Source organism: Pseudonocardia parietis (assembly GCF_017876315.1).
In the GTDB taxonomy this organism is placed as follows: Bacteria; Actinomycetota; Actinomycetes; order Mycobacteriales; family Pseudonocardiaceae; genus Pseudonocardia; species Pseudonocardia parietis.
In genome coordinates this window covers 4,911,589-4,934,749 of sequence record NZ_JAGINU010000001.1, presented here as the reverse complement: position 1 = coordinate 4,934,749, position 23,161 = coordinate 4,911,589, and the positions used below count along the sequence as shown (strand labels likewise).

22 protein-coding genes and 1 pseudogene are annotated in these 23,161 nt (G+C 72.8%); 15 read left to right on the top strand and 8 right to left on the bottom strand.

Annotated elements, in window-relative coordinates:
* Window positions 1–10: 10 nt before the first annotated feature.
* The gene (locus JOF36_RS23150; RefSeq protein WP_210030727.1) at window positions 11–1,483 is read left to right on the top strand and encodes an NAD(P)/FAD-dependent oxidoreductase; all 1,473 of its coding nucleotides are present in this window, start codon (window positions 11–13) and stop codon (window positions 1,481–1,483) included.
* A gap of 3 nt (window positions 1,484–1,486) precedes the next feature.
* Here JOF36_RS23150 and JOF36_RS23145 read toward each other — a convergent pair whose 3' ends face one another.
* Window positions 1,487–2,299 (bottom strand): endonuclease/exonuclease/phosphatase family protein, encoded by an 813-nt coding sequence (locus JOF36_RS23145; RefSeq protein WP_210030726.1) that lies wholly within the window; start codon window positions 2,297–2,299, stop codon window positions 1,487–1,489.
* Between the two features lie 31 nt (window positions 2,300–2,330).
* Entirely contained in the window at window positions 2,331–3,149 is an 819-nt protein-coding gene (locus JOF36_RS23140; RefSeq protein WP_210030721.1) for an SAM-dependent methyltransferase, read from the bottom strand.
* A 117-nt stretch (window positions 3,150–3,266) separates the two neighbouring features.
* Between JOF36_RS23140 and JOF36_RS23135 the strand changes: the two genes are divergently transcribed.
* From JOF36_RS23135 to JOF36_RS23120, 4 genes are all read left to right on the top strand, one after another.
* A complete protein-coding gene (locus tag JOF36_RS23135; RefSeq protein WP_210030720.1) occupies window positions 3,267–3,701 on the top strand; it encodes a DUF1801 domain-containing protein in 435 nt (144 codons plus the stop codon).
* Window positions 3,702–3,726: 25 nt separating this feature from the next.
* The gene (locus JOF36_RS23130) at window positions 3,727–4,278 is read left to right on the top strand and encodes a carboxymuconolactone decarboxylase family protein (protein WP_210030719.1); all 552 of its coding nucleotides are present in this window, start codon (window positions 3,727–3,729) and stop codon (window positions 4,276–4,278) included.
* The gene (locus JOF36_RS23125) at window positions 4,275–5,051 is read left to right on the top strand and encodes an FkbM family methyltransferase (protein WP_307862548.1); all 777 of its coding nucleotides are present in this window, start codon (window positions 4,275–4,277) and stop codon (window positions 5,049–5,051) included. Before JOF36_RS23130 ends, JOF36_RS23125 begins: the two co-directional genes overlap by 4 nt.
* Before the next feature lie 96 nt (window positions 5,052–5,147).
* Window positions 5,148–7,490 carry a CDP-alcohol phosphatidyltransferase family protein gene (locus tag JOF36_RS23120; RefSeq protein ID WP_245350950.1) on the top strand — a complete coding sequence of 781 codons (2,343 nt, stop codon included), beginning with the start codon at window positions 5,148–5,150 and terminating at the stop codon, window positions 7,488–7,490.
* Between the two features lie 21 nt (window positions 7,491–7,511).
* Here JOF36_RS23120 and JOF36_RS23115 read toward each other — a convergent pair whose 3' ends face one another.
* Window positions 7,512–8,225: a RibD family protein gene (locus JOF36_RS23115; protein WP_307862547.1), complete on the bottom strand. Its 714-nt coding sequence runs from the start codon at window positions 8,223–8,225 to the stop codon at window positions 7,512–7,514.
* Between the two features lie 233 nt (window positions 8,226–8,458).
* Here JOF36_RS23115 and JOF36_RS23110 point away from each other — a divergent pair, with 233 nt between their 5' ends.
* The 5 genes and pseudogenes from JOF36_RS23110 to JOF36_RS23090 all read left to right on the top strand — a co-directional run.
* Window positions 8,459–9,445 carry a zinc-dependent alcohol dehydrogenase gene (locus JOF36_RS23110; RefSeq protein WP_210030718.1) on the top strand — a complete coding sequence of 329 codons (987 nt, stop codon included), beginning with the start codon at window positions 8,459–8,461 and terminating at the stop codon, window positions 9,443–9,445.
* A gap of 25 nt (window positions 9,446–9,470) precedes the next feature.
* Window positions 9,471–9,869 (top strand): 6-pyruvoyl trahydropterin synthase family protein, encoded by a 399-nt coding sequence (locus JOF36_RS23105; RefSeq protein WP_210030717.1) that lies wholly within the window; start codon window positions 9,471–9,473, stop codon window positions 9,867–9,869.
* Window positions 9,866–10,972 (top strand): glycosyltransferase family 4 protein, encoded by a 1,107-nt coding sequence (locus JOF36_RS23100; RefSeq protein WP_307862546.1) that lies wholly within the window; start codon window positions 9,866–9,868, stop codon window positions 10,970–10,972. The genes JOF36_RS23105 and JOF36_RS23100 overlap by 4 nt, the downstream gene beginning before the upstream one ends.
* On the top strand, window positions 10,969–11,829 hold the full coding sequence (locus tag JOF36_RS23095; protein WP_307862545.1) for an SAM-dependent methyltransferase: 861 nt from the start codon (window positions 10,969–10,971) through the stop codon (window positions 11,827–11,829). Before JOF36_RS23100 ends, JOF36_RS23095 begins: the two co-directional genes overlap by 4 nt.
* Window positions 11,826–12,674 (top strand): annotated as a pseudogene (locus JOF36_RS23090) (lysylphosphatidylglycerol synthase domain-containing protein); the annotation flags it as partial. The gene JOF36_RS23095 and the pseudogene JOF36_RS23090, both read left to right, overlap by 4 nt.
* A gap of 75 nt (window positions 12,675–12,749) precedes the next feature.
* On the opposite strand, the gene JOF36_RS23085 reads toward JOF36_RS23090, so the two are convergent.
* Window positions 12,750–13,460: a creatininase family protein gene (locus tag JOF36_RS23085; RefSeq protein WP_210036174.1), complete on the bottom strand. Its 711-nt coding sequence runs from the start codon at window positions 13,458–13,460 to the stop codon at window positions 12,750–12,752.
* Here JOF36_RS23085 and JOF36_RS23080 point away from each other — a divergent pair.
* The 4 genes from JOF36_RS23080 to JOF36_RS23065 all read left to right on the top strand — a co-directional run bounded on the left by JOF36_RS23080 (window position 13,362) and on the right by JOF36_RS23065 (window position 17,447).
* A complete protein-coding gene (locus JOF36_RS23080; protein ID WP_307862760.1) occupies window positions 13,362–14,135 on the top strand; it encodes a GTP cyclohydrolase II in 774 nt (257 codons plus the stop codon). The genes JOF36_RS23085 and JOF36_RS23080 overlap by 99 nt on opposite strands.
* Entirely contained in the window at window positions 14,132–14,608 is a 477-nt protein-coding gene (locus JOF36_RS23075; protein ID WP_210030716.1) for a hypothetical protein, read from the top strand. Before JOF36_RS23080 ends, JOF36_RS23075 begins: the two co-directional genes overlap by 4 nt.
* Window positions 14,609–14,857: 249 nt before the next feature.
* Window positions 14,858–16,255: a type III glutamate--ammonia ligase gene (gene glnT, locus JOF36_RS23070; RefSeq protein WP_307862544.1), complete on the top strand. Its 1,398-nt coding sequence runs from the start codon at window positions 14,858–14,860 to the stop codon at window positions 16,253–16,255.
* A gap of 37 nt (window positions 16,256–16,292) precedes the next feature.
* On the top strand, window positions 16,293–17,447 hold the full coding sequence (locus JOF36_RS23065; RefSeq protein ID WP_210030715.1) for an ammonium transporter family protein: 1,155 nt from the start codon (window positions 16,293–16,295) through the stop codon (window positions 17,445–17,447).
* A gap of 55 nt (window positions 17,448–17,502) precedes the next feature.
* Here the strand turns inward: JOF36_RS23065 and JOF36_RS23060 are convergent, their stop codons facing one another.
* From JOF36_RS23060 to JOF36_RS23045, 4 genes are all read right to left on the bottom strand, one after another.
* Entirely contained in the window at window positions 17,503–18,831 is a 1,329-nt protein-coding gene (locus JOF36_RS23060; protein WP_210030713.1) for an FMN-binding glutamate synthase family protein, read from the bottom strand.
* Window positions 18,831–19,586, bottom strand: coding sequence for a glutamate synthase (locus JOF36_RS23055; RefSeq protein ID WP_210030712.1), 756 nt, complete (start codon window positions 19,584–19,586; stop codon window positions 18,831–18,833). Before JOF36_RS23055 ends, JOF36_RS23060 begins: the two co-directional genes overlap by 1 nt.
* Window positions 19,574–20,467 carry a class II glutamine amidotransferase domain-containing protein gene (locus tag JOF36_RS23050; protein WP_210030710.1) on the bottom strand — a complete coding sequence of 298 codons (894 nt, stop codon included), beginning with the start codon at window positions 20,465–20,467 and terminating at the stop codon, window positions 19,574–19,576. Before JOF36_RS23050 ends, JOF36_RS23055 begins: the two co-directional genes overlap by 13 nt.
* Window positions 20,468–20,799: 332 nt before the next feature.
* The gene (locus JOF36_RS23045) at window positions 20,800–21,591 is read right to left on the bottom strand and encodes a FadR/GntR family transcriptional regulator (protein ID WP_210030707.1); all 792 of its coding nucleotides are present in this window, start codon (window positions 21,589–21,591) and stop codon (window positions 20,800–20,802) included.
* 247 nt (window positions 21,592–21,838) lie between these two features.
* Here JOF36_RS23045 and JOF36_RS23040 point away from each other — a divergent pair, with 247 nt between their 5' ends.
* On the top strand, window positions 21,839–23,140 hold the full coding sequence (locus tag JOF36_RS23040; protein ID WP_210030706.1) for an FAD-dependent oxidoreductase: 1,302 nt from the start codon (window positions 21,839–21,841) through the stop codon (window positions 23,138–23,140).
* Window positions 23,141–23,161 lie beyond the last annotated feature (21 nt).

Genomic DNA, 23,161 nt, shown 5'->3' with positions numbered 1-23,161 from the left:
GGTCGAGGACATGGCGAACGACGATCAGGCGCACGGCGCGGCGAACGGGCGTCCCCGGGTGGTGGTCGTCGGCGGCGGCTTCGCCGGCTACCACGCCACCCGTGCACTGGCCAGGAGCATGGGTGACGCGGTCGAGATCGTGCTCGTCAGCCCCACCAACTACTTCCTCTACCTGCCGTTGCTGCCCGAGGTGGCCGCCGGGATCCTGGAACCGCGGCGGATCTCGGTCTCGCTCGCCGACGCCCTGCCGGCGGGGGTACGCACGATGGCGGGGGAGGTCGACGAGATCGACCTCGCCGCCCGGACGGTGCGGTGGGTCGACCCGGAGGCCAACCGCCAGGGCATCACCTACGACCGCCTGGTCCTCGCGGCGGGCAGCGTCCACCAGCTCCAGCCCATTCCGGGCGTCTCCGACCACGCGCACGGTTTCCGCGGGGTGCCCGAGGCGCTGTACGTGCGTGACCACCTCATCCGGCAGATCGACCTGTCCGCCGCCTCCGACGACCCGGCGGAGCAGGAGGCGCGCCGCACGTTCGTGGTGGTCGGAGCCGGCTACACCGGCACCGAGCTCGCCGCGCAGGGCCAGCTGTTCACCGAGATGCTGGCCCGGAGCCGGGGGCTGCCCGAACACTCCACCCGCTGGGTGCTGGTCAACCGCAGCCGGGTCCTGTCCGGACTGGACCGTCATCTCGCCGACACCGCGGACCGGGTGCTGCGCGAGCGTGGGCTGGACGTGCGCACGGGGACCACGGTCGAGGAGGCCACGGTGTCCGGGGTCCGGCTGGACACCGGCGAGTACATCCCGACCCGCACGTTGCTGTGGTGCGTCGGGGTACGGGCCGATCCGCTCCTGATGAGCCTGGGACTCGACGTCGTCAAGGGCCGGGTGGTGGTCGAGCCCGAGCTGACCGTTCCCGGGCATCCCGACGTGTTCGCCTGTGGCGACGCGGCCGCCGTGCCCGACCCGGGACGGCCCGGGCAGATCACGGCGATGACCGCCCAGCACGCGGTGCGCCAGGGCAAGCTCGCGGCACGCAACGTCGCGGCGTCGCTGGGCGCACACCGCAGAATGCGCCGCTACCGCCACCGCGACCTGGGCTTCGTGGTGGATCTCGGGGGCACCCAGGCGGCGGCCAACCCGCTGCACATCCCGCTGAGCGGCCTGCCGGCCAAGGTCATGGCCCGCGGCTACCACCTGCTGTCGATGCCCGGGAACCGCGTGCGGACCGCCGTGGACTGGGCGCTCGACGCGCTGCTGCCGCGCCAGACCGCCCAGCTCGGGCTGGTCCGCTCCGACGCGGTCCCGCTCGACACGTCGTCCCCGGAGGTGCCGCAGAGCCCGCTCGGGTTCCCGCCCCGGCTCCCGCCCGAGCCGTCGGTGACATCCGAGCCGTCCGTGACACCCGAGCCGTCCGTGACACCCGAGCCGTCCGTGACACCTGAGCCGCCCGAGCGGTCCGCGGCCGTCGACCGCCGGGACTGAGCGTCAGCCGCTGACGGCGAGCGTGCTGAGCACCGGGTAGTGGTCGCTGGGAAACATGCCGGTGCTCGCATCGTGGTCCCGCACCACGGCGTGGTCCTCGACCCGCAGGCGCTGCCGCCCGCCCGCGACGAGGATCCAGTCGATACGGCGCGCCCCGCGCAGGGCGTCGACCCGGTTCAGCACGGCGTGCCGGAACCCGTGGAAGGCGTGGAAGGTGCCGGTCTCCCGTTCGTGCCCGCCCGCGGCGAGGGCCGTGTCCCGGAAGCCGGCGTCGGCGAACCTGCGGTACGGGGCGGAGCCGGGCCGGCAGTTGAAGTCACCGGTGACGACGGTGGGCAGGTCGTCGCCGTCGCGCAGCGCGGTGATCCGGCGGACGAGCAGGTCGCTGCCCCGCAGGCGGGCGAGACCGCTGAGGTGGTCGAGGTGGGTGTTGAGGTGCAGGAACGGCACGGCGTCCGGCGTGGAGAACAGTACCCAGTTCGCGGACCGGGCGATCCGTGCGCGCCACGCCGAGGAGAGCCGGTCCGGGGTCTCGCTGAGCCAGAAACCGCCCGTCTCGAGGACCTGGAGCCGGGCGGGGTCGAAGAGGATCGCGTTGAACTCGGGTGAGGCCGGCCTGCCCGCTCCGGGGCCGATCACGCAGCTGTACTCGGGCAGCTGTGCCCGGTAGGTCGCGAGGCTCTCGGGGCGCAGCTCCTGCGCCCCGATCACGTCCGGCGCGCTCCGCCGGATCGTGGCGACGTTCAGTGCGGCGCGGTGCTCCCAGCTGTTGATCCCGTCGCGGCGGCGGGAGAAGCCCCGGACGTTGACGCTCATCACGGTGAGCCGGCCCCACCCCGGGCGGTGCTCAGCGACCGGCACGTGCCCCGGGCTCCGGGAGCCTGGCCAGGGCTCCGTAGCCGTTGGCGTCGATGTCGGCGGCCGTGGCCGGATGTTCGGGATCGTCGGGCCGCCAGGCGGGCAGCAGGGTGACCCCGGGTTCGAGGATCCGGTAGCCGGTGAGCATGGCGGCCAGCTGCTCGCGGGTGCGCAGGGTGACCGGGGTCGGGGTCTCGTCGAGCACTTCGTGAACGGTCTTCTGCTGCTCGGTGGAGAAGCTGGTGGCGGCCAGGTGGGACACGGCGAGGTAGCTGCCCGGGCAGCAGGCGTCGCGGTAGGCCGCGAGGACCCCGGCGGGGTCGTCGGCGTCGGGGAGTGCGTGCAGGATCGCGATGGCCAGCACCGCGACCGGCCGGTCGAAGTCCAGCAGCCCCGCCACCCCCGGCGCGGTGAGTACGGCCTCGGTATCGCGGATGTCGGCGTGGGTGATCGTGGCGTTCGGGTTGCCGGCCAGCACCCGGGCGGCCACCCCGACCGCGACCGGCTCGATGTCGACGTAGGCGACCCGGGCGGCCGGGGATGCGGCCTGCGCGATCTCGTGGACGTTGCCGACGGTCGGGACCCCCGAGCCGAGGTCGAGGAACTGGTCGATCCCCTCGGCGACGAGCAGGCGCACCACCCGGCCCAGGAACGCCCGGTTGGCCAGCGCGAACGTGCGGGCGTGCGGCACCGTCCGCACGGCCCGGTCCGCAGCCGCGCGGTCGACGGCGAAGTTGTGCGAGCCGCCGAGGTAGTAGTCGTACATGCGGGCCAGGTTCGGGACCGCCCCGTCCCCGTGTGGGTCCATTGCATCCACCACCCCAGCATCGCTGACCTGCGGTGCGATGTGAAAGACCACGTCCGGCTGAGGAGGGTTTCGACCGGCGGCGGCAACGCCCGGGACCCTGCCCGCGAGGATCGATCCGTGCCAAGCTGGGCCATGGCCGCCGACGACCGACTGACCAAGCCCGGCCCGGGCGACGTCCGGGCCTACCTGGACACGGTGCCCGACGCGCACCGACGCGCCGACGCCGTCGCCGCGCTGGACCTCATCCGCGACGTGACCGCGGCCGAGCCGGTGCTGTGGGGCGACTCGATGATCGGGTTCGGTACCCAGCACTACACGACCGCCGACGGCAGGCGACGCGAGTGGTTCGCGGTCGGGCTCGCACCGCGCAAGGCGGCACTCACGCTCTACGGCCTGACCTACTACGACTCCGACCAGGACCTGCTCGACCGGCTCGGCCCGCACAGCACCGGTAAGGGCTGCCTCTATGTCAAGCGGCTCGACGCGCTCGACCGGCAGGTGCTCGTCGAGCTCGTCGAGCGCAGCTGGGCGGCCAACCACTCCACGGAATGACGCCGGACGACCTGAGGGAGACATCGTGCCGAGCTCGGAACCGGCGGGGCCCGCCCTGCCTCTGCGGGAACCGCACCCCGCCGCCGCGGCGACGATCGCCGAGCTCGGCGCCCGGCAGCTCAACCTGTACAAGGCGCTGGCCAACGCGCCCGACATGCTCGACACCTGGTTGCGGTTCGCCTGGTCGCTGCGCGACGACTGCACGACCCCCCGGGTGCTGCGCGAGCTGATGATCCTCCGCACGGCGAGCGTCATGCGCGCCGACTACGAGTGGCATCAACATTGCGAGATGGCTCGTCGGGCCGGTGCGTCCGACGAGCAGATCGACGGGATCGCCGCCTGGCAGACCTCGGACTGCTACTCGGAGCGCGAACGGGTCGCACTCATGCTGACCGACGCGGTGCTCGCCGGGCACGTCAACGACGGCGTCCAGTACGAGCTCGCCCGGTACTTCTCCGACCAGGAGCGGGTCGAGCTGGTGCTCACCGCGGGCTTCTACACGATGGTGCCCAGGGTGCTCGACGCGCTCCGGGTGCCGATCGAGGACGATCCGCCGGAGCCGGGCCCCGACTCGTGACCCGCGCGTTCGGTATCGCCCGCTCGATCGCGATGTACCACGGGATCCCGGGGCGACAGCGACGGATGCGGGAGTTCTACGCGGCCTTCCTGGGGCCGGGTGACCTGGCCTTCGACGTCGGGGCGCACGCCGGGAACCGGGTCCGGGCCTGGCGCGGGCTCGGCGCCCGGGTGGTCGCGATCGAGCCCCAGCCGGACTTCGTGCGGATGCTGCGGCTGTTCTTCGCCCGCGACGACGACGTCACCGTCGTGCCCGCAGCGCTCGGCGCCCGGCGCGGTACCGGCCGGCTCGGGATCTCCCGCGCCACGCCGACCGTGTCGACGATGTCGCAGGACTGGCGCAGGACCGTCGCCGGCGATGCCGGCTTCGCCCGGGTCCGGTGGACGGACACGGTGCCGGTCGAGGTCCTGACCCTCGACGATCTCATCGCCGTGCACGGCGTCCCGGCCTTCTGCAAGATCGACGTCGAGGGTTTCGAGGCCGACGTCCTCGCGGGCCTGTCGCAACGGCTGCCCGCCCTGTCCTTCGAGTACCTGCCCGCCGCGCACGACGCCGCGCTCGCCGCGCTCGCCCGGTTGGAGGCGCTCGGACGGCACGTCTACCGCTACTCACCGGTCGAGACGATGACCTGGGACCGCGCCGCGACCGGTGACCGGTGGCTGAGCGCCGGTGAGCTCGAGGCCGTGCTCGACCGGCGACGGCCGCTGGCCCGCTCCGGGGACGTCTACGCCCGCCCGGCGAGCTCACGGGGCCCGGCCCGGCCGGCGAGCTGACCGGTCCCGGCCGCCCGGCGGTTCGACCGGGTCCCCGGTTGCGGCGACGAAGGGGCCGTCGCGTCACCGCGGCCGCAATCGGGCACTCTGGACCGCGTGCCCCTCCGCCTCCCCGGCGCCGTGGCCGCCGCTCCGGCACCGACCCGGCAGCTGACGGCTGCCGCGGCACTGCTGGCCTGCGTGCTGGCCGCGCTCACGGTGACGGCCGGTATCGGCGTCGTCCGGGTGACGTTCGGCGTGGTGCTCGCCGTCGCGGGGGCGGCGCTGCTGGTCCGGGGCGCCCGCACGGCCGGGACGCGGAGCCTCGGGCCCGCCGGGTCGGTGACGCTCGCCCGCGGCGTGCTGGTGGTCGGTGTCGCCACGCTGGTCGGTCTCGACGGCGCGGGGCAGGTCGCCCTGGTCGTCCTGTCGGCGCTCGCGCTCGCGCTCGATGCGGCGGACGGACCCGTCGCCCGGCGCACCGGGACCGCGACCGCGCTGGGTGCGCGCTTCGACATGGAGACCGACGCCGTCCTGCTGCTGGTGCTGTCGGTGCACGTCGCGACGGTCACGGGCGCGTGGTGGGTGGTGGCGCTCGGTCTGCTGCGCTACGCCTACGTCGGCGCGGCCCGAGTGCTGCCCTGGCTGGAGGGCGAACTGCCGGTGCGGCGCTCGGCGAAGGTCGTTGCGGCGGCGCAGGGGGTGGTGCTGATCGTCGCGGCAGCCGGGGTGCTGCCGCCGGCGGTCGAGCGCGCGGCGCTGGTGCTCGCGCTGGCCGCGCTGCTGTGGTCGTTCGGGATGTCCGTGGTGTACCGGTGGCGGGTGACCGACGAGCACCCGGTCCGCAGGCGGGCCGCAGTGACGGGCCTGCTGACCGCGGCCGGTGCCGTCCTGGTCGGCGGCGTCCTCGTGCTGCCGGGCGCCCCGCTCGCGCTGGAGCCGCTGGGGTTCGTGCGGCTGCCGATCGAGCTCGTGGTCGGCGCCGCGGTGCTCGCGGTGCTCCCCGCCCGCCCCCGGCGGGTCGTCGCGGTCGTCGCGGGTGTCGTGCTCGCCCTGGTCGGGTTGCTGAAACTGCTCGACCTCGGGTTCATGACGTTCCTGGACCGCCCGTTCGACCCGGTGTCGGACTGGGTGCTGCTGGGCAACGCCCAGGAGTTCGTGCGCGGCACCGTCGGCGAGACCGGGGCGGTCGTGGCCACGCTCGGCGCCGGGATCGCCGCCGCCGGGCTGGTGGTGGCGACGGCGTGCGCGGTGCTGCGGCTCGGCGGTCTCGCCGCGCGGTACCGCGGCGTGACCCTGCCCGGGGCGGCCGTGCTCGGCACGGCATGGCTGGTGATCTGGGCCCTGGCGGGTGGTCAGCTCGTGCCCGGCGCGCCGGTCGCCGCCGCCGACGGCGTCGCCCAGCTGCGCGACCGGATCACCACGGTGCCGGCGGCGATCCGGGACGACCGGGCCTTCGCCGCCGAGCTGGCTCGGGACCCCTTCGCCGGTTCCTCCGCCGACGGGCTGCTCACGGCACTGCGGGGCAAGGACGTGGTGTTCGCCGTGGTGGAGAGCTACGGGCGCTCGGCCGTCGAGGACCCGGCCATGGCTCCCCGCATCGACCCGGTGCTCGCCGAGGGGGACCGCGACCTGGCCGCGGCCGGGTTCTCCTCGCGCACCGGGTACCTCACCGCGCCGATCAGCGGCGGCGGCAGCTGGCTGGCGCACGCGACGCTGTTCTCCGGGCTGCGGATCGACGACCAGCGCCGCCACGACCAGCTCACCGCCTCCGACCGGCTGACCCTGACCCGGGCCTTCCGCGACGCCGGGTGGGAGACGACCGCGGTGATGCCGGGCACGACCCGGGAGTGGCCGGAGGCGGCGTTCTACGGCCACCAGCGGGTGCACGGCTTCGATCGGCTGGGCTACGCGGGGCCGCCGTTCAGCTGGTCGCCGATGCCCGACCAGTACGCCCTGTCGGCCTTCTCCCGGCTCGAGTACGACCGCCCCGGCCGGGGCCCGCTGATGGCCGAGATCGCGCTGACCTCCAGCCACGCCCCGTGGACGCCGGTGCCGCCGCTGCTGCCGTGGGAGCAGATCGGCGACGGCTCGGTCTACCGGCCCCACGCCGGGGGGCAACGGGCCTACGAGTCGATCTTCTCGGGGGACACCGCCGAGATCCGCCGGAACTACCTGGACTCGCTCGTGTACTCGCTGCGGAGCCAGCTCGGCTGGATCGAACGCTTCGGCGACGACGACCTGGTCGTCGTGCTGCTCGGGGACCACCAGCCGGTCGGGGCGGTGACCGGGCCGGGTGCGAGCCGGGACGTGCCGATCTCGGTGGTCACCCGCGACCCCGAGGTGCTCGACCGGGTCGCGGGCTGGGGCTGGGCGCCCGGCCTGAAGCCGCAGCCCGACGCCCCGGTCCGGCCGATGGAGGAGTTCCGCGACCGGTTCCTGGAGACCTTCAGCCGGTGAGCGCGGCCGTCGGGCACGGGGTCAGGAGCCGCGGACCGCGTAGCGCAGCAGGACGAGGTCGCCGATCGGGCGGGCCTCGACCAGCCGCATCCGGTGCTCCGGGCCCTGCGGGAACCCGCCGTCGCGCACGAAGCGGGGTGCGCGGGCGTCACCGACGAAGAACGGCGCGACCACGACCTGCAGCTCGTCGACCAGGCCTGCGGTGAGGAACGCGGTGTGCACCGCGCCGCCGCCCTCGACCATCAGCCGCTCGACGCCCCGCCCGGCCAGGTCGGCCAGCACTGTCGCCGGGTCGGGCGGGTCGCCGGCGTCGACGACCTCGGCCGCGTCGGCGAGCCGGGCCCGCAACCCGGCCACCGCGGGGGAGGAGGCGTACACCAGCGTGGGGGCCACGTCGGGGCGGCGGGCGAACACCGCCGACGACGGATCCAGTCCGCCGCTCGCGGACAGCACCACGCGCAGGGGCGAGGGCGGGCGCCCGGTCGCGACGCGCTCGTCGCGACGGCGCCCCGAGCGCACCAGCAGGCGGGGGTCGTCGGCCCGCACCGTTCCGGCGCCGACCAGGATCGCGTCCACCCCGGCGCGGACCTCGTCCACCCGGTTCAGGTCCTCGGCGTCGGAGAGCACCAGCGTGCAGGGGCCCGCGTCGTCGATGTAGCCGTCCAGCGACATCGCCACCGACGCCAGCACGTGCGGCCGGCCCGCTCGCCCCTCCGTGGCCGTCAGCGCACCCACCGTTCACACACCCGCTCGGCTGCCCAGGTTCTCGAGGGCAGGTCGTGATCCAGCATGCCTCGCATCGCGTGCAAGGCACAGTGCGCCGCGTGGCGCTGCACGGCCCGTCCGTGCTCGACATACACCCGGGTCGGGCAGGTCCGCGTCACGCTCGCGGACGCTACGCGATGCCGACGAAGCGGGCGCACGGTCGCGGGCCGTGCCGGGACCGGCCGGGGCTAGGGTGGCCCGCCATGACCTCCGTGAGCGGTGCGGCGCGCGCGTTCTGGGTGACCGAGCCCGGCCGCGGCGAGATCCGCACGGTGCCGGTGCCCGATGTGGGGCCGGACGAGGTGCTGGTCCGCACGCGGTGCACCGCGGTCAGCCGGGGTACCGAGGCGCTGGTCTTCCGCGGTGAGGTGCCCGAGAGCGAGCACCTCACCATGCGCGCCCCGTTCCAGGAGGGCGAGTTCCCGGGCCCGGTGAAGTACGGCTACCTGGCCGTGGGCGACGTCGAGCAGGGCCCGCCGGGACTCCTCGGGCGCACGGTGTTCTGCCTGCACCCGCACCAGAGCCGGTTCGTCGTGCCCGCCGACGCGGTGACCCCGGTCCCGGACGACGTCCCACCCGGCCGTGCGGTGCTCGCCGGCACCGTGGAGACCGCGGTGAACGCGGTGTGGGACGCGGCGCCGCTGGTCGGGGACCGGATCGCCGTCGTCGGGGCGGGCATGGTCGGGGCGTCGGTGGCCGCGGTGCTCGCCGGGATCCCCGGCGCCCGGGTCGAGCTGGTCGACACCGACCCCGTACGCGCCCCGGTCGCCGAAGCGCTCGGCGTCGGGTTCGCCGCGCCGCAGGACGCGGCCGGTGACTGCGACCTCGTCGTGCACGCCAGTGCCACCGGCGCCGGGCTGGCGCGGTCACTGGAGCTGCTGGCCCCGGAGGGTGAGGTGATCGAGCTGAGCTGGTACGGCACCCGCCGGATCGAGCTCGCGCTCGGCGGCGCCTTCCACAGCAGGCGGCTGGCCGTGCGGGCCAGCCAGGTCGGCACCGTCGCACCGCGCCGGGCTCGGCGCGGCTACGCCGATCGGATGAAGCTGGCGCTGCGGCTGCTCGCCGACCCACGGTTCGACGTGCTGATCGACCGCGAGTGCCGGCTCGAGGAGCTCCCCGAGATGATGGCGGGGGAGACGACAGGTGAACCGCGGGGGCTCGGCATCCGTGTCCTCTACGGAGACTCGTAGCAGTACCGGCATTCGGGAGTCCGCGTTGTACAGCATCACCGTCCGGGACCACGTCATGATCGCGCACAGCCTGCGCGGGGAGGTGTTCGGCCCGGCGCAGCAGCGCCACGGCGCCACGTACCTGGTCGACGCGACGTTCCGGCGTCGCGAGCTCGACGCCGACGGGATCGTGGTCGACATCGCGCTGGCCACCACGGCGCTGGGATCGGTGCTCGCCGATCTCAACCACCGTGACCTCGACGAGCACCCGGAGTTCGCGGGGGTCAACACCACCACCGAGTTCCTCGCCCGCACGGTCGCCGACCGGCTCGCCGAGCGGATCGCCGCCGGTGCGCTGGGCCCCGGGGCGACGGGACTGGACGGCCTCGCCGTGACGCTGCACGAGTCGCACGTGGCGTGGGCGAGCTACGAGCGGGACCTGTGACCGCACCCGCCCCGGAGCCCGGCGTCGCCGCCGCCCCGCCCGGGCGGGACGTGCACGTCGTGGTCCCGGCCGGGATCGACGACCCCGCCTCGCCCAGTGGCGGCGACGTCTACGACCGGCGGATGTGTGCCGGACTGGCCGCCGCGGGCCGCGCGGTGCACGAGCACGCCGTCCCGGGGGCCTGGCCGGACCCCGACCCGGCCGCGCGCGACCGCCTCGACACGGCGCTGACCGCCGTCCCCGACGGCGCCGACGTCCTGCTCGACGGGCTGGTGATCTGCGGAGCACCCGAGGTGCTCGCCCGGCACGCCGGGCGGGTCCGGGCGATCGTGCTCGTGCACCTGCCGCTCGGCGACGAGTGCGGCATCGGCGCGGCCGTCGCGCAGGCCCGCCGCGCCCGCGAGCGCGCCGCGCTGCACCTGGTCTCGGCGGTGGTGACCACCTCCCCGTGGACCGCGCGGCGGGTCGTCGAGCAGCACGGGCTGCCCCCGGCGCTGGTGCACGTGGTGGCGCCGGGGGTCGACCCGGCGCCGTCGACACCGCCCCGGGAACGTGGCACCCGGCTGCTGGCGGTCGGCGCGCTGACCCCGACCAAGGGCCACGACCTGCTGGTCGAGGCTCTGGCCCGGTGCACGGAGCTGGACTGGACGCTGCGGCTCGTCGGTCCCCACGAGCGGGACCGTGAGCACGCCGGCGCGGTCCGAGCCGCGATCGCCCGGCACGGGCTCGGCGGACGGGTCACCGTGACCGGGCCGCTGACCGGTCCGGACCTCGATCTCGCCTATGCGGACGCGGACCTGCTGGTGCTGCCGTCCCGGACCGAGTCCTACGGCATGGTCGTGACCGAGGCACTGGCCCGCGCGGTACCGGTGCTGGCGACCGCGGCCGGAGGGGTGCCGGACACCCTGGGACGCGACCGCACGCACGGGGTACCCGGCCTGCTCGTCGGGCCCGGAGATCCCGAGGCACTCGCCCTCGGCCTGCGGACCTGGCTGACCGTCCCGGACGTGCGCGGGGCGGCCCGATCGGCGGCCCGCGGGCGCCGCACGGAGCTGGCCGGGTGGCCGGAGGCCGTCCGCCGGCTGGAGCGGGTGCTGGCGTGACGCCGCCGCTGCAGGGGCCCGCCGGGACCGAGACCTGCCCGCCCGCGTGGCTCGCGCTGCGCGAGCCCGCCGACGCCGACGCCCGTTCCCCCGAGCTCGCCGCGGTGCTCGCCGGATCGCTCGTCGCATCGCCGGGCGCGGTGCTGGTGCGCGACCTCGGGTGCGGCACCGGGTCGATGGCCCGCTGGCTGGCCCCGAAGCTGAACCCGCCCGGCGGGCAGCACTGGGTGCTGCACGACCGTGACGCCAGGTTGCTCGAGCACGCCGTCGCCACCCTGCCGGCCCGTGTCACCGGCGAGGCCGACGCAGGCGACCTGACCCGGCTCGACGCCGCCGCGCTGGCCGGTACCGCACTCGTCGTCGCCTCGGCGTTGCTGGATCTGCTGACCGCCGGGGAGGCCGACGACCTGGCCGGGGCCTGCGTCGCGGCCGGCTGCCCGGCCCTGCTGACCCTGTCGGTGACCGGACGGGTGCAGCTCGACCCGGTCGACCCGCTCGATGCGGAGCTGGCCGCCGCGTTCAACGCCCACCAGCGCCGACGGGTCGGTGCGAGACGGCTGCTCGGCCCGGACGCGATCGACGCCGCCGTCACCGCGTTCCGCCGGCGCGGTGCCCTGGTCCGGACCGCCGCCGCCCCGTGGCGGCTCGGGCCGGACCGCGCCGAGCTGGTCCGCGAATGGCTGGCGGGCCGGCTGGACGCGGCCTGCGCACAACGCCCGGAGCTGGCCGAGCACGCCGGCGCCTACCGGGACCGGCGTCGGCGCGAACTGGCGCGGGGACGGCTCACGGTCACCGTCGAGCACACCGACCTGCTGGCCGTCCCGGACGGGGCCGCCGTGGCGCAGGACCGTCCGTGACGGCGCGGTGGCCGGGCCCGGTGCTGCGGGCGGTCTGCGGCGTGGGGCTGCTCGTGCTGCTGGTCGTCCACGTCGGCGCACAGCCGGTCCTCGACCGGGTGCTCGAGATCGAGGCCACCACCGTGCTCGCGGCGCTCGCGCTCGGCGCGGCCGGGACCGCCTGCGCCGCCTGGCGCTGGGTCGTGGTGGCCCGCGCGCTGGGGCTGCGGCTGGGCTGGTCCGAGGCGGTCGGGGACTGCTACCGGGCGAGCTTCCTCAACTCGGTGCTGCCTGCCGGCGTCCTGGGTGACGTGCACCGGGCGGTGCGCCACGGCCGCCGCGTCGGGCAGCTCGGTGGCGGGGTGCGTGCGGTGGTGCTGGAGCGGCTGGCCGGGCAGCTGGTGCTCGTCGTGGTCGCCGTGGCGGTGCTCGTCACCCAGCGCGACCTGCTGCACGCGGCCGCCGATCTGGTGCCCGGCGGATCCGGTCTGCTGTTGCTCGGGTTCCTGGTGGCGGCGGCCCTGACCGGCCTGCTGCTGCGGAACCGGCTTGCCGGGCTGTTCGCCGGGGTCCGGGCCGTCACCCGGGCCGGGCCGGCGGCCGCGGTGCTGCTGGCATCGGCCGTGGGGCTGGGCAGCTACCTGGTGATGTTCGTCCTCGCCGCCCGGGCGGCCGGGGCGACGGCCGGTACCGCCGAGCTGCTCCCGCTGCTGGTGGTGGCGATGATGGCCATGACGCTCCCGCTCAACGTGGGTGGCTGGGGCCCGCGCGAGGCGGCCGCGGCGGCCGGGTTCGCCGCCGTCGGGCTCCCGGCCGCCGAGGGCCTGGCCGCTGCGGTGGTCTACGGCGTGCTCGCCCTGGTCGCCACCGCGCCCGGCGCGCTGGTGCTGCTGCTGGGGAACCGGCTCCGGCTCCGGCTCCGGAGCGTGCCGGCGCGGGTCTCAGCCGGTCCCGAGGGCACGCAGGTGGCCGCCGAACGCGGTGACCAGCGCGTCCAGGACACCGCGGCCCTTGGCGGCGGTGGCCAGCGACGGGCGGCCGACCACGCCGGAGCCGGAGTACTCGGCCAGACCGCGGGTGAGCAGGTACGGTCGATCGTCGGCGTCGTGATCGGCGTCGGTGAAGCCGAGCCGGACCTGGTCCGGATGGGTGTGCAGCAGGATCGAGGTCTCGAGCTCCCCGGCGTGCATGTCGGCGGCGTGCGAGGTGACGATCCCGGCCGCCGCGCGGGCCGCGACCCAGTCCTCGTTGCCGGGGAACAACGCCATCGGCAGCGGCCCGACCGAGGCCTCTTGCACGACGTTGCGGAGCACGTGGTTGCCGCCGTGCGCGTTGACCAGCACCAGCGCCCCGACACCCGCGGCACGCAGCGAGGCGGCGACGTCGGTGACGACGGCGGCCAGGGTCGTCGCCGAGATGCTGACGGTCCCGGCCCAGGCGGCGTGCTCGTGCGAGCAGGAGATCGTCACCGGCGGCAGGATGCGGACCGGGTGGGCCCGGGCGATCCGGTCGGCGACGGCGGTGGCGATCAGCGTGTCGGTCACCAGCGGCAGGTGCGGGCCGTGCTGTTCGAAGCTGCCCACCGGCAGGACGGCCGTGGCGACCGGACGGTCGCGGACCTCGAGCGTCGTCTCGGCCGGTACAGGATCCATGCGGGCCAGAATCTCACGGGCCCGCCCGGACACAGGGGAGGCGCAGTGCACGATCCGAACGGTGACGGCGGCCCGATCGAGTACGCGGAGTCTCTGCTCACGACCCGGGCGGGGACCTTCCGGGCGGTCGCCTTCCGGGAACACGCCGGCGACCCCGAGCACCTCGCACTGGTGTACGGCGACCCGGCACCGGAAGCGCTGGTGCGCGTGCACTCCGAGTGCCTGACCGGCGACGTGTTCGGCGCACTGCGCTGCGAATGCGGCGAGCAACTGGCCTCCGCACTGGACGCGGTCGTCGCCGAGGGCCACGGCGTGATCGTGTACCTGCGGGGCCACGAGGGACGCGGTATCGGGCTGCTGGCCAAGATCCGCACGCACGTCCTGCAGGACGGCGACGGCCTGGACACCGTCGACTCGGCGGTCGCGCTCGGGCTGCCGGTCGACGTGCGCGACTTCGGCGCCGCCGCCGTGATCCTGCGGCACCTGCGCGTGGACCGGGTACGGCTGCTGTCCAACAGCCCCGCCAAGGCCGAGGCGCTCGCCGGGCACGGCATCGTCGTCACCGAGATGGTCCCGCTGCTGGAACCGGTCAACGAGCACAACGTGCGGTACCTGAAGGCCAAACGCGACCGCCTCGGGCATCATCTGCCGCAGCTGGACGCAACCGGACCGTGAGGTCGCGCGCCGGTCACCGGGGCGCGATGGCCGGGGTGCTGACCGTCGCCCTGGTCGTCCTCGCCGGATGCGCGCCGGGGCCGGCCGGGCCGGGTGCGCCGCGACCGGTGCGGCTGCTGCAGATGAACCTGTGCAACAGCGGGATCGCCGAGTGCTTCAGCGGACGGTCGGTGACCGAGGCAGCCACGGTGATCCGCGCCCAGATCCCGGACGTGGTCACGCTCAACGAGGTCTGCAGCGACGACGTCTCCGTGCTCGAGCGGGTGCTCGCCGAGGCCGTCCCCGGCGCGACGACCTCCTCACGGTTCCAGCCTGCCCGCGACCGGCGGACCGGACGGCCCTACGGCTGCCTCGACGGGGGAGAGTTCGGGATCGGCGTGGTGATCGCCGACCTGCGGGCCCGCGACGACGACGCTCCGGTCGTCGTCGGCGCGGACCTCAACCTCGGCCCGGACCTGGGAGCGTGTGTGTGACGGTGAGCCGGCTGTGGCTGACACCCAGGCCAGGCATCCCGGGCGGCCGCAGAAGGACTCGTGATTCTTGACACCTACTTCGACGGCTGACTATTCTTCCATCGAAAGGTCTGCAAATAGGCCCAATATGGTCTGCAGGTAGGTCCAATGGAGCGCCGGGCTTGACCTTGCGCGGTCGTTGTGGTGGTCGACCGTGGACAGGGGCGGGCGTCCCGGGTGTCGCTCCAACCTTGAGCAGGGGAGTGAACCGTGGCCGATAAGGCAGAATCGATCGACGACGTCCGCCGTATCATCGAGGACAACGACATCGAGTTCATCTTCGCCTCGTTCGGCGAGGTGCGTGGGAAGTCCAACGCGAAGCTCGTACCGGCGTCGCAGGTCGAGGACCTGTTCAGTCAGGGAGTGGGTTTCGCGGGCTTCGCCGCGGGTGAGATCGGCCAGGGGCCGCACAGCCCGGACATCGAGCTGATCCCGGATCCGGCGTCATTCCGCGTCGTCCCGTGGCAGCCGGGTCTCGCCCACGTGATCGGTGACGCCCGGGTCGAGGGCGAGGCCTGGCCCTACTGCCCACGGCACATTCTGCGTCAGCAGGTGGAACGGGCGAGAGGGCTCGGCTTCGACTTCCGGATCGGTTTCGAAGCGGAATTCATGCTGGTGGATCGGGACGAGAACGGCGGGCTCGTCATCGCCGACCGGCAGGACAACTGGTCGAAACCCTGTTACGACGTCAAGGGTCTCACTCGCCAGTACGATTTCGTGACCCAGCTCTCGCGTTACGTGACCGAGTTGGGCTGGGAGAACTACGCGGTCGACCACGAGGACGGGAACGGTCAGTTCGAGTGCAACGTCACGTTCGCCGACGCCCTCGAAACGGCGGACCGGGCCGTGTTCTTCCGCTACATGGTGGAGACCGTCGCCCAGCAGCACGGGATGCTTGCGACGTTCATGCCGAAGCCTTTCACGGACAACACCGGTAACGGGTTCCACTACACGATGAGTCTGTGGGACCGGGAGACCGAGACGAACCTCTTCGCGGATCCCAACGATTCTCGGGGCCTGGGGCTCTCCGAGCTCGGCTACCGGTTCTCGGCCGGCATCCTCGATCACGCCCGTGGCTATGCCGCGCTCGTCGCACCCACGGTGAACAGCTACAAGCGGTTGAAGGCCGGTACGGACGCGGTCCGGACGTGGGTGCCGGTGTCGATGACCTACGGCGGGAACAACCGGACCCAGATGCTGCGGGTGGCGCGTCAGGGTGCGATCGAGGATCGCACGCCGGACTTCTCCGGTAGTCCGTACCTCGGTTTCGCGGCGGCGCTGGCCGCCGGACTGGACGGTATCGAGCGCCGTCTCGAGATCGGTGAACCGAACACCGCGAACCTGTACGAGTTCAGCCCCGCTCAGCTGCGCCGGAAGGGCTTGGGGGTCCTGCCGAACAGCCTCATCGAGGCGGTTCACTATCTGGAGAAGGACGACGTCTTCAGGGAGGCCTTCGGCAAGGTGCCGACGGACGGGCCGGACGGAAGTCCCGGTGGCGGTTTCGAGGATTTCATCGACTACTACGCACGGCTCAAGCAGGACGAGTTCCATGCCATCAACGACATCGTGACCGCACACGAGGTCGATCGCTACCTGCAGTTCCCATGACCGGACGGTGACGAGGTCGAGGGAGGACGGAACAGTGTTGTTCGTTCGTGCAATCGTGATCGCCGCCGGCGCGGTCCTGTTCATGGTGTTCGGTGCGGGAGTGGCCTTCGCCGCTGTGGAGGAGGGTAGTCAGGAGGCCACCCTGTTCCAGTTCCACCGCGGCCAGGACGTCCTGTTGATGCTGATGCTCGTGGCCTTCCTGATGCTGTTCATCCGCCGCTACGAGTGGGGGGTGTGCCTGGCGACGCTGCTGGTTCTCTCGGTGAGCTGGCCGCTGTATCTCATCGGGTACACGCAGGTGCTGGGGAACCCGCTCGACATCGAGGCGGTGATCCTCGGGGCGTTCGCCTCGATCACCCTCGTCCTCGCGATCGGGGTGTTCCTGGGACACATATCGACGATCCACTTCCTGCTGGCCGGGGTGTTGTTCGTCCCCGCCTACATGGTGAACGAGTGGTTCATCTTCGAGTACCTCGACGGGGTCCTCGACTCCGGTGGCTCGATCCTGGTGCACATGTTCGCCGCCTACTGGGGATGGGGCGTGATCCTCGGGCTGCGCAACAAGGCGGTCGTCGCGGAACCGATGCACACCAGCACCCACAGCGTCTCGTTCGTGTGGCTGGCGAGCATGCTCCTGTTCGTACTCTGGCCCTCGTTCGTCACCGCGTTGCTGCCGCCGGACCAGGTCATCTCCGGGATGATCAACACCTACCTGGCCCTGATGGCGTCCACCCTGTCCGCCTACATCCTGATGTACGTGCTCAGGCGCAAGATCGACCCACTCGCGTACACCTACGCGATCCTGGCGGGTGGCGTGGCGATCGGAGCGACGGTCGACCTGGCCTCGCCCTGGCAGGCCTGGGTGATCGGCGCGATCGGCGGCGTGGTGTCGACGTTGTCGTTCCTCTACCTGAACGACTGGCTGGTCCGCAAGACCGGCGTCCTCGACACGATGGGGGTCCACAACCTGCACGGCACGCCGGGCGTGTTCGGCGCGCTGGCGGCGATCGTGGTCGCCGGCGCTCCGCCGGCCCAGTGGGCGGCGATCGCCGGGACCTTCGTCATCGCCATGGTCACCGGTGTCATCACGGGGCTGGTGCTGCGACTCTTCCCGCGGCCTGCCGAGATGCTCGACGACGCCGAGGCGCTCGACATCGAGGAGACGCGGGCGGCCGAGGCCGCCGACCGGTAGCCGGGCACGTCACCGCGGGGCGGTCACCCATGCAGGGTGGCCGCCCCGCGGGGCGTCAGAACCCGGGCGTCCGCCCGGGGATCCAGTCGGTTCCCGCCAGGGGAACCCGGGCCATCGCCGATGCCTCGATCGTCAGGGCCACGAGGTCCTCCGGCTCGAGGTGCTGCAGGTGGCTCTTCCCGCAGGCGCGGGCGATGGTCTGAGCCTCGAGCGTGAGGACCCGCAGGTAGTTCGCGACCCGTCGACCGCCCTCGACCGGATCGAGACGCGCCGACAGCTCCGGGTCCTGCGTGGTGATCCCGGCCGGGTCCCGGCCCTCCTGGTAGTCGTCGTAGTACCCGGCGGCGGAGCCGAGCTTCTCGTACTCGGCGGCGTGACGCGGGTGGTTGTCTCCCAGCGCGATCAGCGCGGCCGTGCCGATGGCGACCGCGTCCGCGCCGAGCGCCATCGCCTTGGCGACGTCGGCGCCGGTCCGGACACCGCCGGAGACGACCAGCTGGACCTTGCGGTGCATGCCGAGCTCGGACAGTGCCTGCACGGCCTGCGGGATCGCGGCGAGGGTCGGGATGCCGACGTTCTCGATGAACACGTCCTGGGTGGCCGCCGTGCCGCCCTGCATCCCGTCCACGACGATGACGTCCGCACCCACCGCGACGGCGAGCTTGACGTCGTAGTAGGTCCGGGTGGCGCCGACCTTGACGTAGATCGGCTTCTGCCAGTCCGTGATCTCGCGAAGCTCGAGGATCTTGATCGCCAGGTCGTCGGGGCCGGTCCAGTCCGGGTGCCGGCAGGCACTGCGCTGGTCGATCCCGGCAGGCAGGGTGCGCATCTCGGCGACCCGCTCGGAGATCTTCTGACCGAGCAGCATCCCGCCACCGCCCGGCTTGGCGCCCTGTCCGAGGACGACCTCGATGGCGTCGGCCGCGCGCAGGTGGTCGGGATTCATCCCGTAGCGGCTGGGCAGGATCTGGTAGACGAGCGTCTTCGAGTGTCCGCGCTCCTCCTCGGTCATCCCCCCGTCGCCGGTGGTGGTGGAGGTGCCGACCTCGCTGGCCCCGCGGCCGAGGGACTCCTTGGCCTGCGCGGACAGTGCTCCGAAGCTCATGCCCGCGATCGTCACGGGGGTGGCCAGGTGCAGTGGCTGCTGCGCGTGCCGGTCGCCGAGCACGACGTCGGTGTCGCAGCGCTCCCGGTAGCCCTCCAGCGGGTACCGGGACATCGACGCCCCGAGGAACAGGAGGTCGTCGAAGTGCGGGACGGCGCGCTTGGCTCCCCAGCCGCGGATGTCGTAGACGCCGGTCTCCGCCGCGTGCTGGATGGCGGCGATGGTCGCACGGTCGAACGTCGCGGACTCGCGCAGTCCGCGGTCTGCAGGTGAGGTCATCAGTAGCTCCCCGCGTGCTCGCTGGTGAAGTGGTACAGCTTGCGTGCCGATCCGTACCGGCGGAACTCGCCGAGCGCCCCGGTGTCCCCGGCGATGTCGGTCAGTCCGGCGGCGGTGAGCAGCTCGACCAGCTCGGCGCGGTGCTCGTCGCGCAGCTCCTTCTCGACGCAGTCGGCGCCGAGCTCGCCGACCTTCCCGCGGACGTAGATCCGGGCCTCGTAGATCGAGTCCCCGAGCCCGTCGGCGGCGTCTCCGCAGACGACGAGCCGGCCGGCCTGCGCCATGAACGCGCTCATCGGGCCGACGTCGCCGCCGACGACGATGTCCACGCCCTTCATCGAGATGCCGCACCGCATCGAGGTCTTGCCCTCCACGACGAGCAGGCCGCCGCGCGCCGTCGCCCCGGCCGACTGCGAGGCGTCGCCCCGCACCCGGATCGTGCCGGACATCATGTTCTCCCCGAGCCCGGGACCGGCCATCCCGTCCACCACGATCCGGCCGCGCTGGTTCATCCCGCCGCAGTAGTAGCCGACATCGCCCTCGACGTGGACGTCGATGTCGTCGTCGATCCCCACGGCGACCGCGTGCGTGCCACGGGGGGACAGCACGCGATAGCGACGCGCGGCCGGACTGTGCAGTTCCGCGTTGAGCTCGCGCACCGACGACGAGGCGAGATCGATGACGCGGGTCTCCTCGTCGAGCGTCGCGGTCCGGCCGTCGGCGCCCTCCTCCGGGCTCCTCCTCAGCGCTGCCATGCGTACACCCTTCCCGGCTCGGGCTCGAAGATCGTGGCCTCGGACAGCCCGGGCAGCACGGCCAGCGAGCGGAACTCTGATGCCATCGCGACCCAGCGCGGGTGGTCGGCCACGATCGCGGGTTTGCAGGCGATCTCGTCGCGAACCACGGCGAATCCGTCGGCCGTGGTGACCAGGAGCGTGTAGAAGCCGTCGAACTCCTCGCCGAGCCGGTGCAGTGCCTTCTCCAGATCGTCGCCGTCGGCGAGACAGGCGGCGACGAACCGGGCAGCGACCTCGGTGTCGTTCTCCGAGTCGAAGGCGATGCCCTCACGGCGCAGCGTCCGGCGGATCGTGGCGTGGTTGGAGAACGACCCGTTGTGCACCAGGCACTGGTCGGGCCCCACGGAGAAGGGGTGGCTGCCCTCCGGGGTGATCGCCGACTCGGTGGCCATCCGGGTGTGGGCGAGGGCCTGCCAGCCAGTCGCGGAGCCCAGGTCGTAGCTCGCGGCGAGCTCGAGGGGGTCGCCGATGTCCTTGTAGACGACGAGATCGGTGCCGATTCCGACGACCTTGGCATCCGGCACGACCGCCCGGACCGCCGCGGCCAGCGCGTCCGGGTCGACCGGGGCCGTGATCACCGTGGTCGCACCGAACCGACGGACGGTGATGTCCGACAGCTCGGGTAGCACCCGCCGCAGGTCCGCGGCCGGGTCGGCCGGCGCGCCGAGCAGGGAGACCGCGGCGTGGCCCTCCGGGCAGCGCTCCCGGTCTCCGTAGACGGCGATTCCGGCGGCGTCCGGTCCCCGCTCGGTGGCTCCGGCCAGCATGCCCTCCAGCAAGCTGCCCAGCCGGGGGTACAACTCGGGGTCCCGCACGTGCAGTCCGACGATCCCGCACATGGCTGCCTCCCTTCTCGATGCTCGGTCTACGCCTGCCGTCCGTCCTGCCCCGGCGTGGCGGTAGCGGATGGGTCACCCACGGGATCGCCCCTTCGCGGGAATCGTTCACGGCGCCGGTCCGGTCGCTGCCGGTCGACGCCGTGGGGGTCGTCCGCGCGCCGGTGGTGGCCGTGGCCGTGCTCGGCTGGACGGGCGGCTCGAAGGTGTGGTTTTAGTACCATTGCCGAGGCAACACCGAACCCGAGCAAAAGTCAACCCTGGTGGGACGGGTGGGGCGGCCGGGCCGCCGGGTCACCGTCGGCCGTGCGTTCGCCCCGTTCGCCCCGTTCGCCTCACGAGGCGCTGCGGGTGCCCTTTCCGCGGCCTCGGGCAGGAGTACCGGCGGGAGGCTGCGCGGCAGGTTCCCGGCTCGGAGGCTCGGTCGAGTCGTCCTCGTCGCCGAAGACGATGCGCCGGAGCTGGGCCCGGGTGCGGTCCAGGTGCTCGCGCATGATGCGGGCCGCGCTGTCGCCGTCCCGCGCCGTCACCGTGTCGAGAATCTGCTGGTGGTCACGCAGCGTCTCCTCGACCGGCTCGGCGTAGGGGAGCAGGTCGTGCGGGCTGAAGAGGTCGCCGCGCGACGCCTCGATCGCCTCCGCGAGCCGGTCGCTGCGGGCCGCCCGGGCCAGGGCGAGATGGAACTGCGAGTCGGCTTGGCGGAACGTCGCCCGTCCGTCGGTGTCGCGCAGTGCGTCGATCGCCTTCTGGAGGGCGATGAGATCGTTCCGATCGTGCCGGCGGGCCGCGAGGACGGCGGCTTCGGTCTCGAGTGCGATCCGGAAGTCCAGGATGTCGTCGATCTCGCCGTCCTGCGTACGCATCCGGGCCCGCCACGCGGCCGCCGGCCGGCTGAGCTCGGTGACGTAGGTGCCGCCCGTCGCCCCGCGCTTGACCTCGACGTAGCCCTCGTCGCGAAGCTGCTTGATCGCTTCCCGGAGGCTGATGCGTGCCACGCCCAGCTGCTCGGCGAGCTCGCGCTCCGGGGGGAGCCGCTCGGCGGGTCCGACCTCGCCCCGGTGGATCAACGTGCGCAGGTGATCAGCCACAGCCTGCGTCAGCTTCGTGGATGTCACCGGCCGCGCCATGGGTCAACCCTACCTCCGGCCTGCGGCGTCACCCGCCACGTCCGGCCGGGGGCGGGATCGTGGGGGCTGTGACGGGGTTGACATTCCTCGGCCCGGAGTGTTGCCTCGTTAATGGTTCTATAACCACACCTTGGCGGGTGAGTGGTCGCAGCCCCGGCTGCGCCGGACGCCTCACGCGGGGCGGGCCCTCCGATTCGGTTCCACCACGGCGACCCGTCCGACCGGCCGTCTCCCCAGGAGGAAGTTCATGGCCATCTCCAGCAACGGCCACGCCGCGTCCCGCACCAACGGGAACGGCAAGCTCCGTGGTTACTCCGCGTGGAGTCTGTTTCAGCATGGTGTGTCGGATGCGCAGTGGCCGCGGGCGTGGCGGGGTCATGACCTCGCCGATACCTATGACGTGATCATCATCGGTGGTGGTGTGCATGGTCTGGCGACGGCGTATTACCTGGCTGTGAATCATGGGATCACGAATGTCGCTGTGTTGGAGAAGTCCTATATCGGTGGTGGTGGTTCGGGGCGTAACACGGCGATCTTGCGGTCGAACTATCTGACGCCGGAGGGTGTGCGGTTCTATGACCGTTCGGTGAAGTTGTATGAGCATCTGGCCGCGGATCTGAACTTCAATGTGATGTTCTCCCAGCGTGGGCACATGACCTTGGCGCACAACGACTCGTCGTTGCGGACGATGCGGTGGCGGGCGGAGGTCAACAAGCTCCAGGACGTCGATTCGGATGTGATCGATCCGGGCGAGGTGAAGAAGCTGGTCCCGCACATGGATGTGTCGCCGTATGCGCGGTATCCGATCCTGGGGGCGCTGTATCACCCGCCGGGTGGGATCGTGCGCCACGACGCGGTGGTGTGGGGGTACGCGCGGGGGGCGGACGCGCACGGGGTGCACATTCATCAGAAGACCACGGTGACCGGTATCGACGTCGACGCCGGGAAGGTGACCGGGGTGCAGACCGACCAGGGCCGGGTCTCGGCGCCGGTGGTGGTGAACTGCACGGCGGGCTGGTCGACGTTGATCTCGGATATGGCCGGGGTGGAGATGCCGGTGCAGACGTTCCCGTTGCAGGCGGCGGTGACCGAGCCGGTCAAGCCGTTCCTGGACACGGTGGTGGTGTCCGGGACGCTGCACGTCTATGTCAGCCAGACCGACCGTGGTGAGTTGGTGTTCGGGGCCAGTGTGGACCCGTTCGCCTCCTACTCGATCCGGGGATCGTTGGAGTTCACCGAAGGCCTGGGCGGGCACGTCCTGGAACTCATGCCCGCTCTGTCGAAGATGCGGTTGCTGCGCCAGTGGGCGGGTCTGTGTGACATGACGCCGGACTACTCGCCGATCATGGGCCCGACCGGGGTGGAGGGTTTCTACGTCGATGTGGGGTGGGGGACCTACGGGTTCAAGGCCGGTCCGGTGTCGGGGGAGGCGATGGCCGACTGCATCGCGCACGGCCGCCCCCCGGAGATCATTTCGGCGTTCGGTATCGAGCGGTTCGCCGCGGGCCGGTTGGTGGGTGAGAAGGGTGCCGCCGCGGTCGGCCACTAGCCCGAGTCCCGACCGACCCGA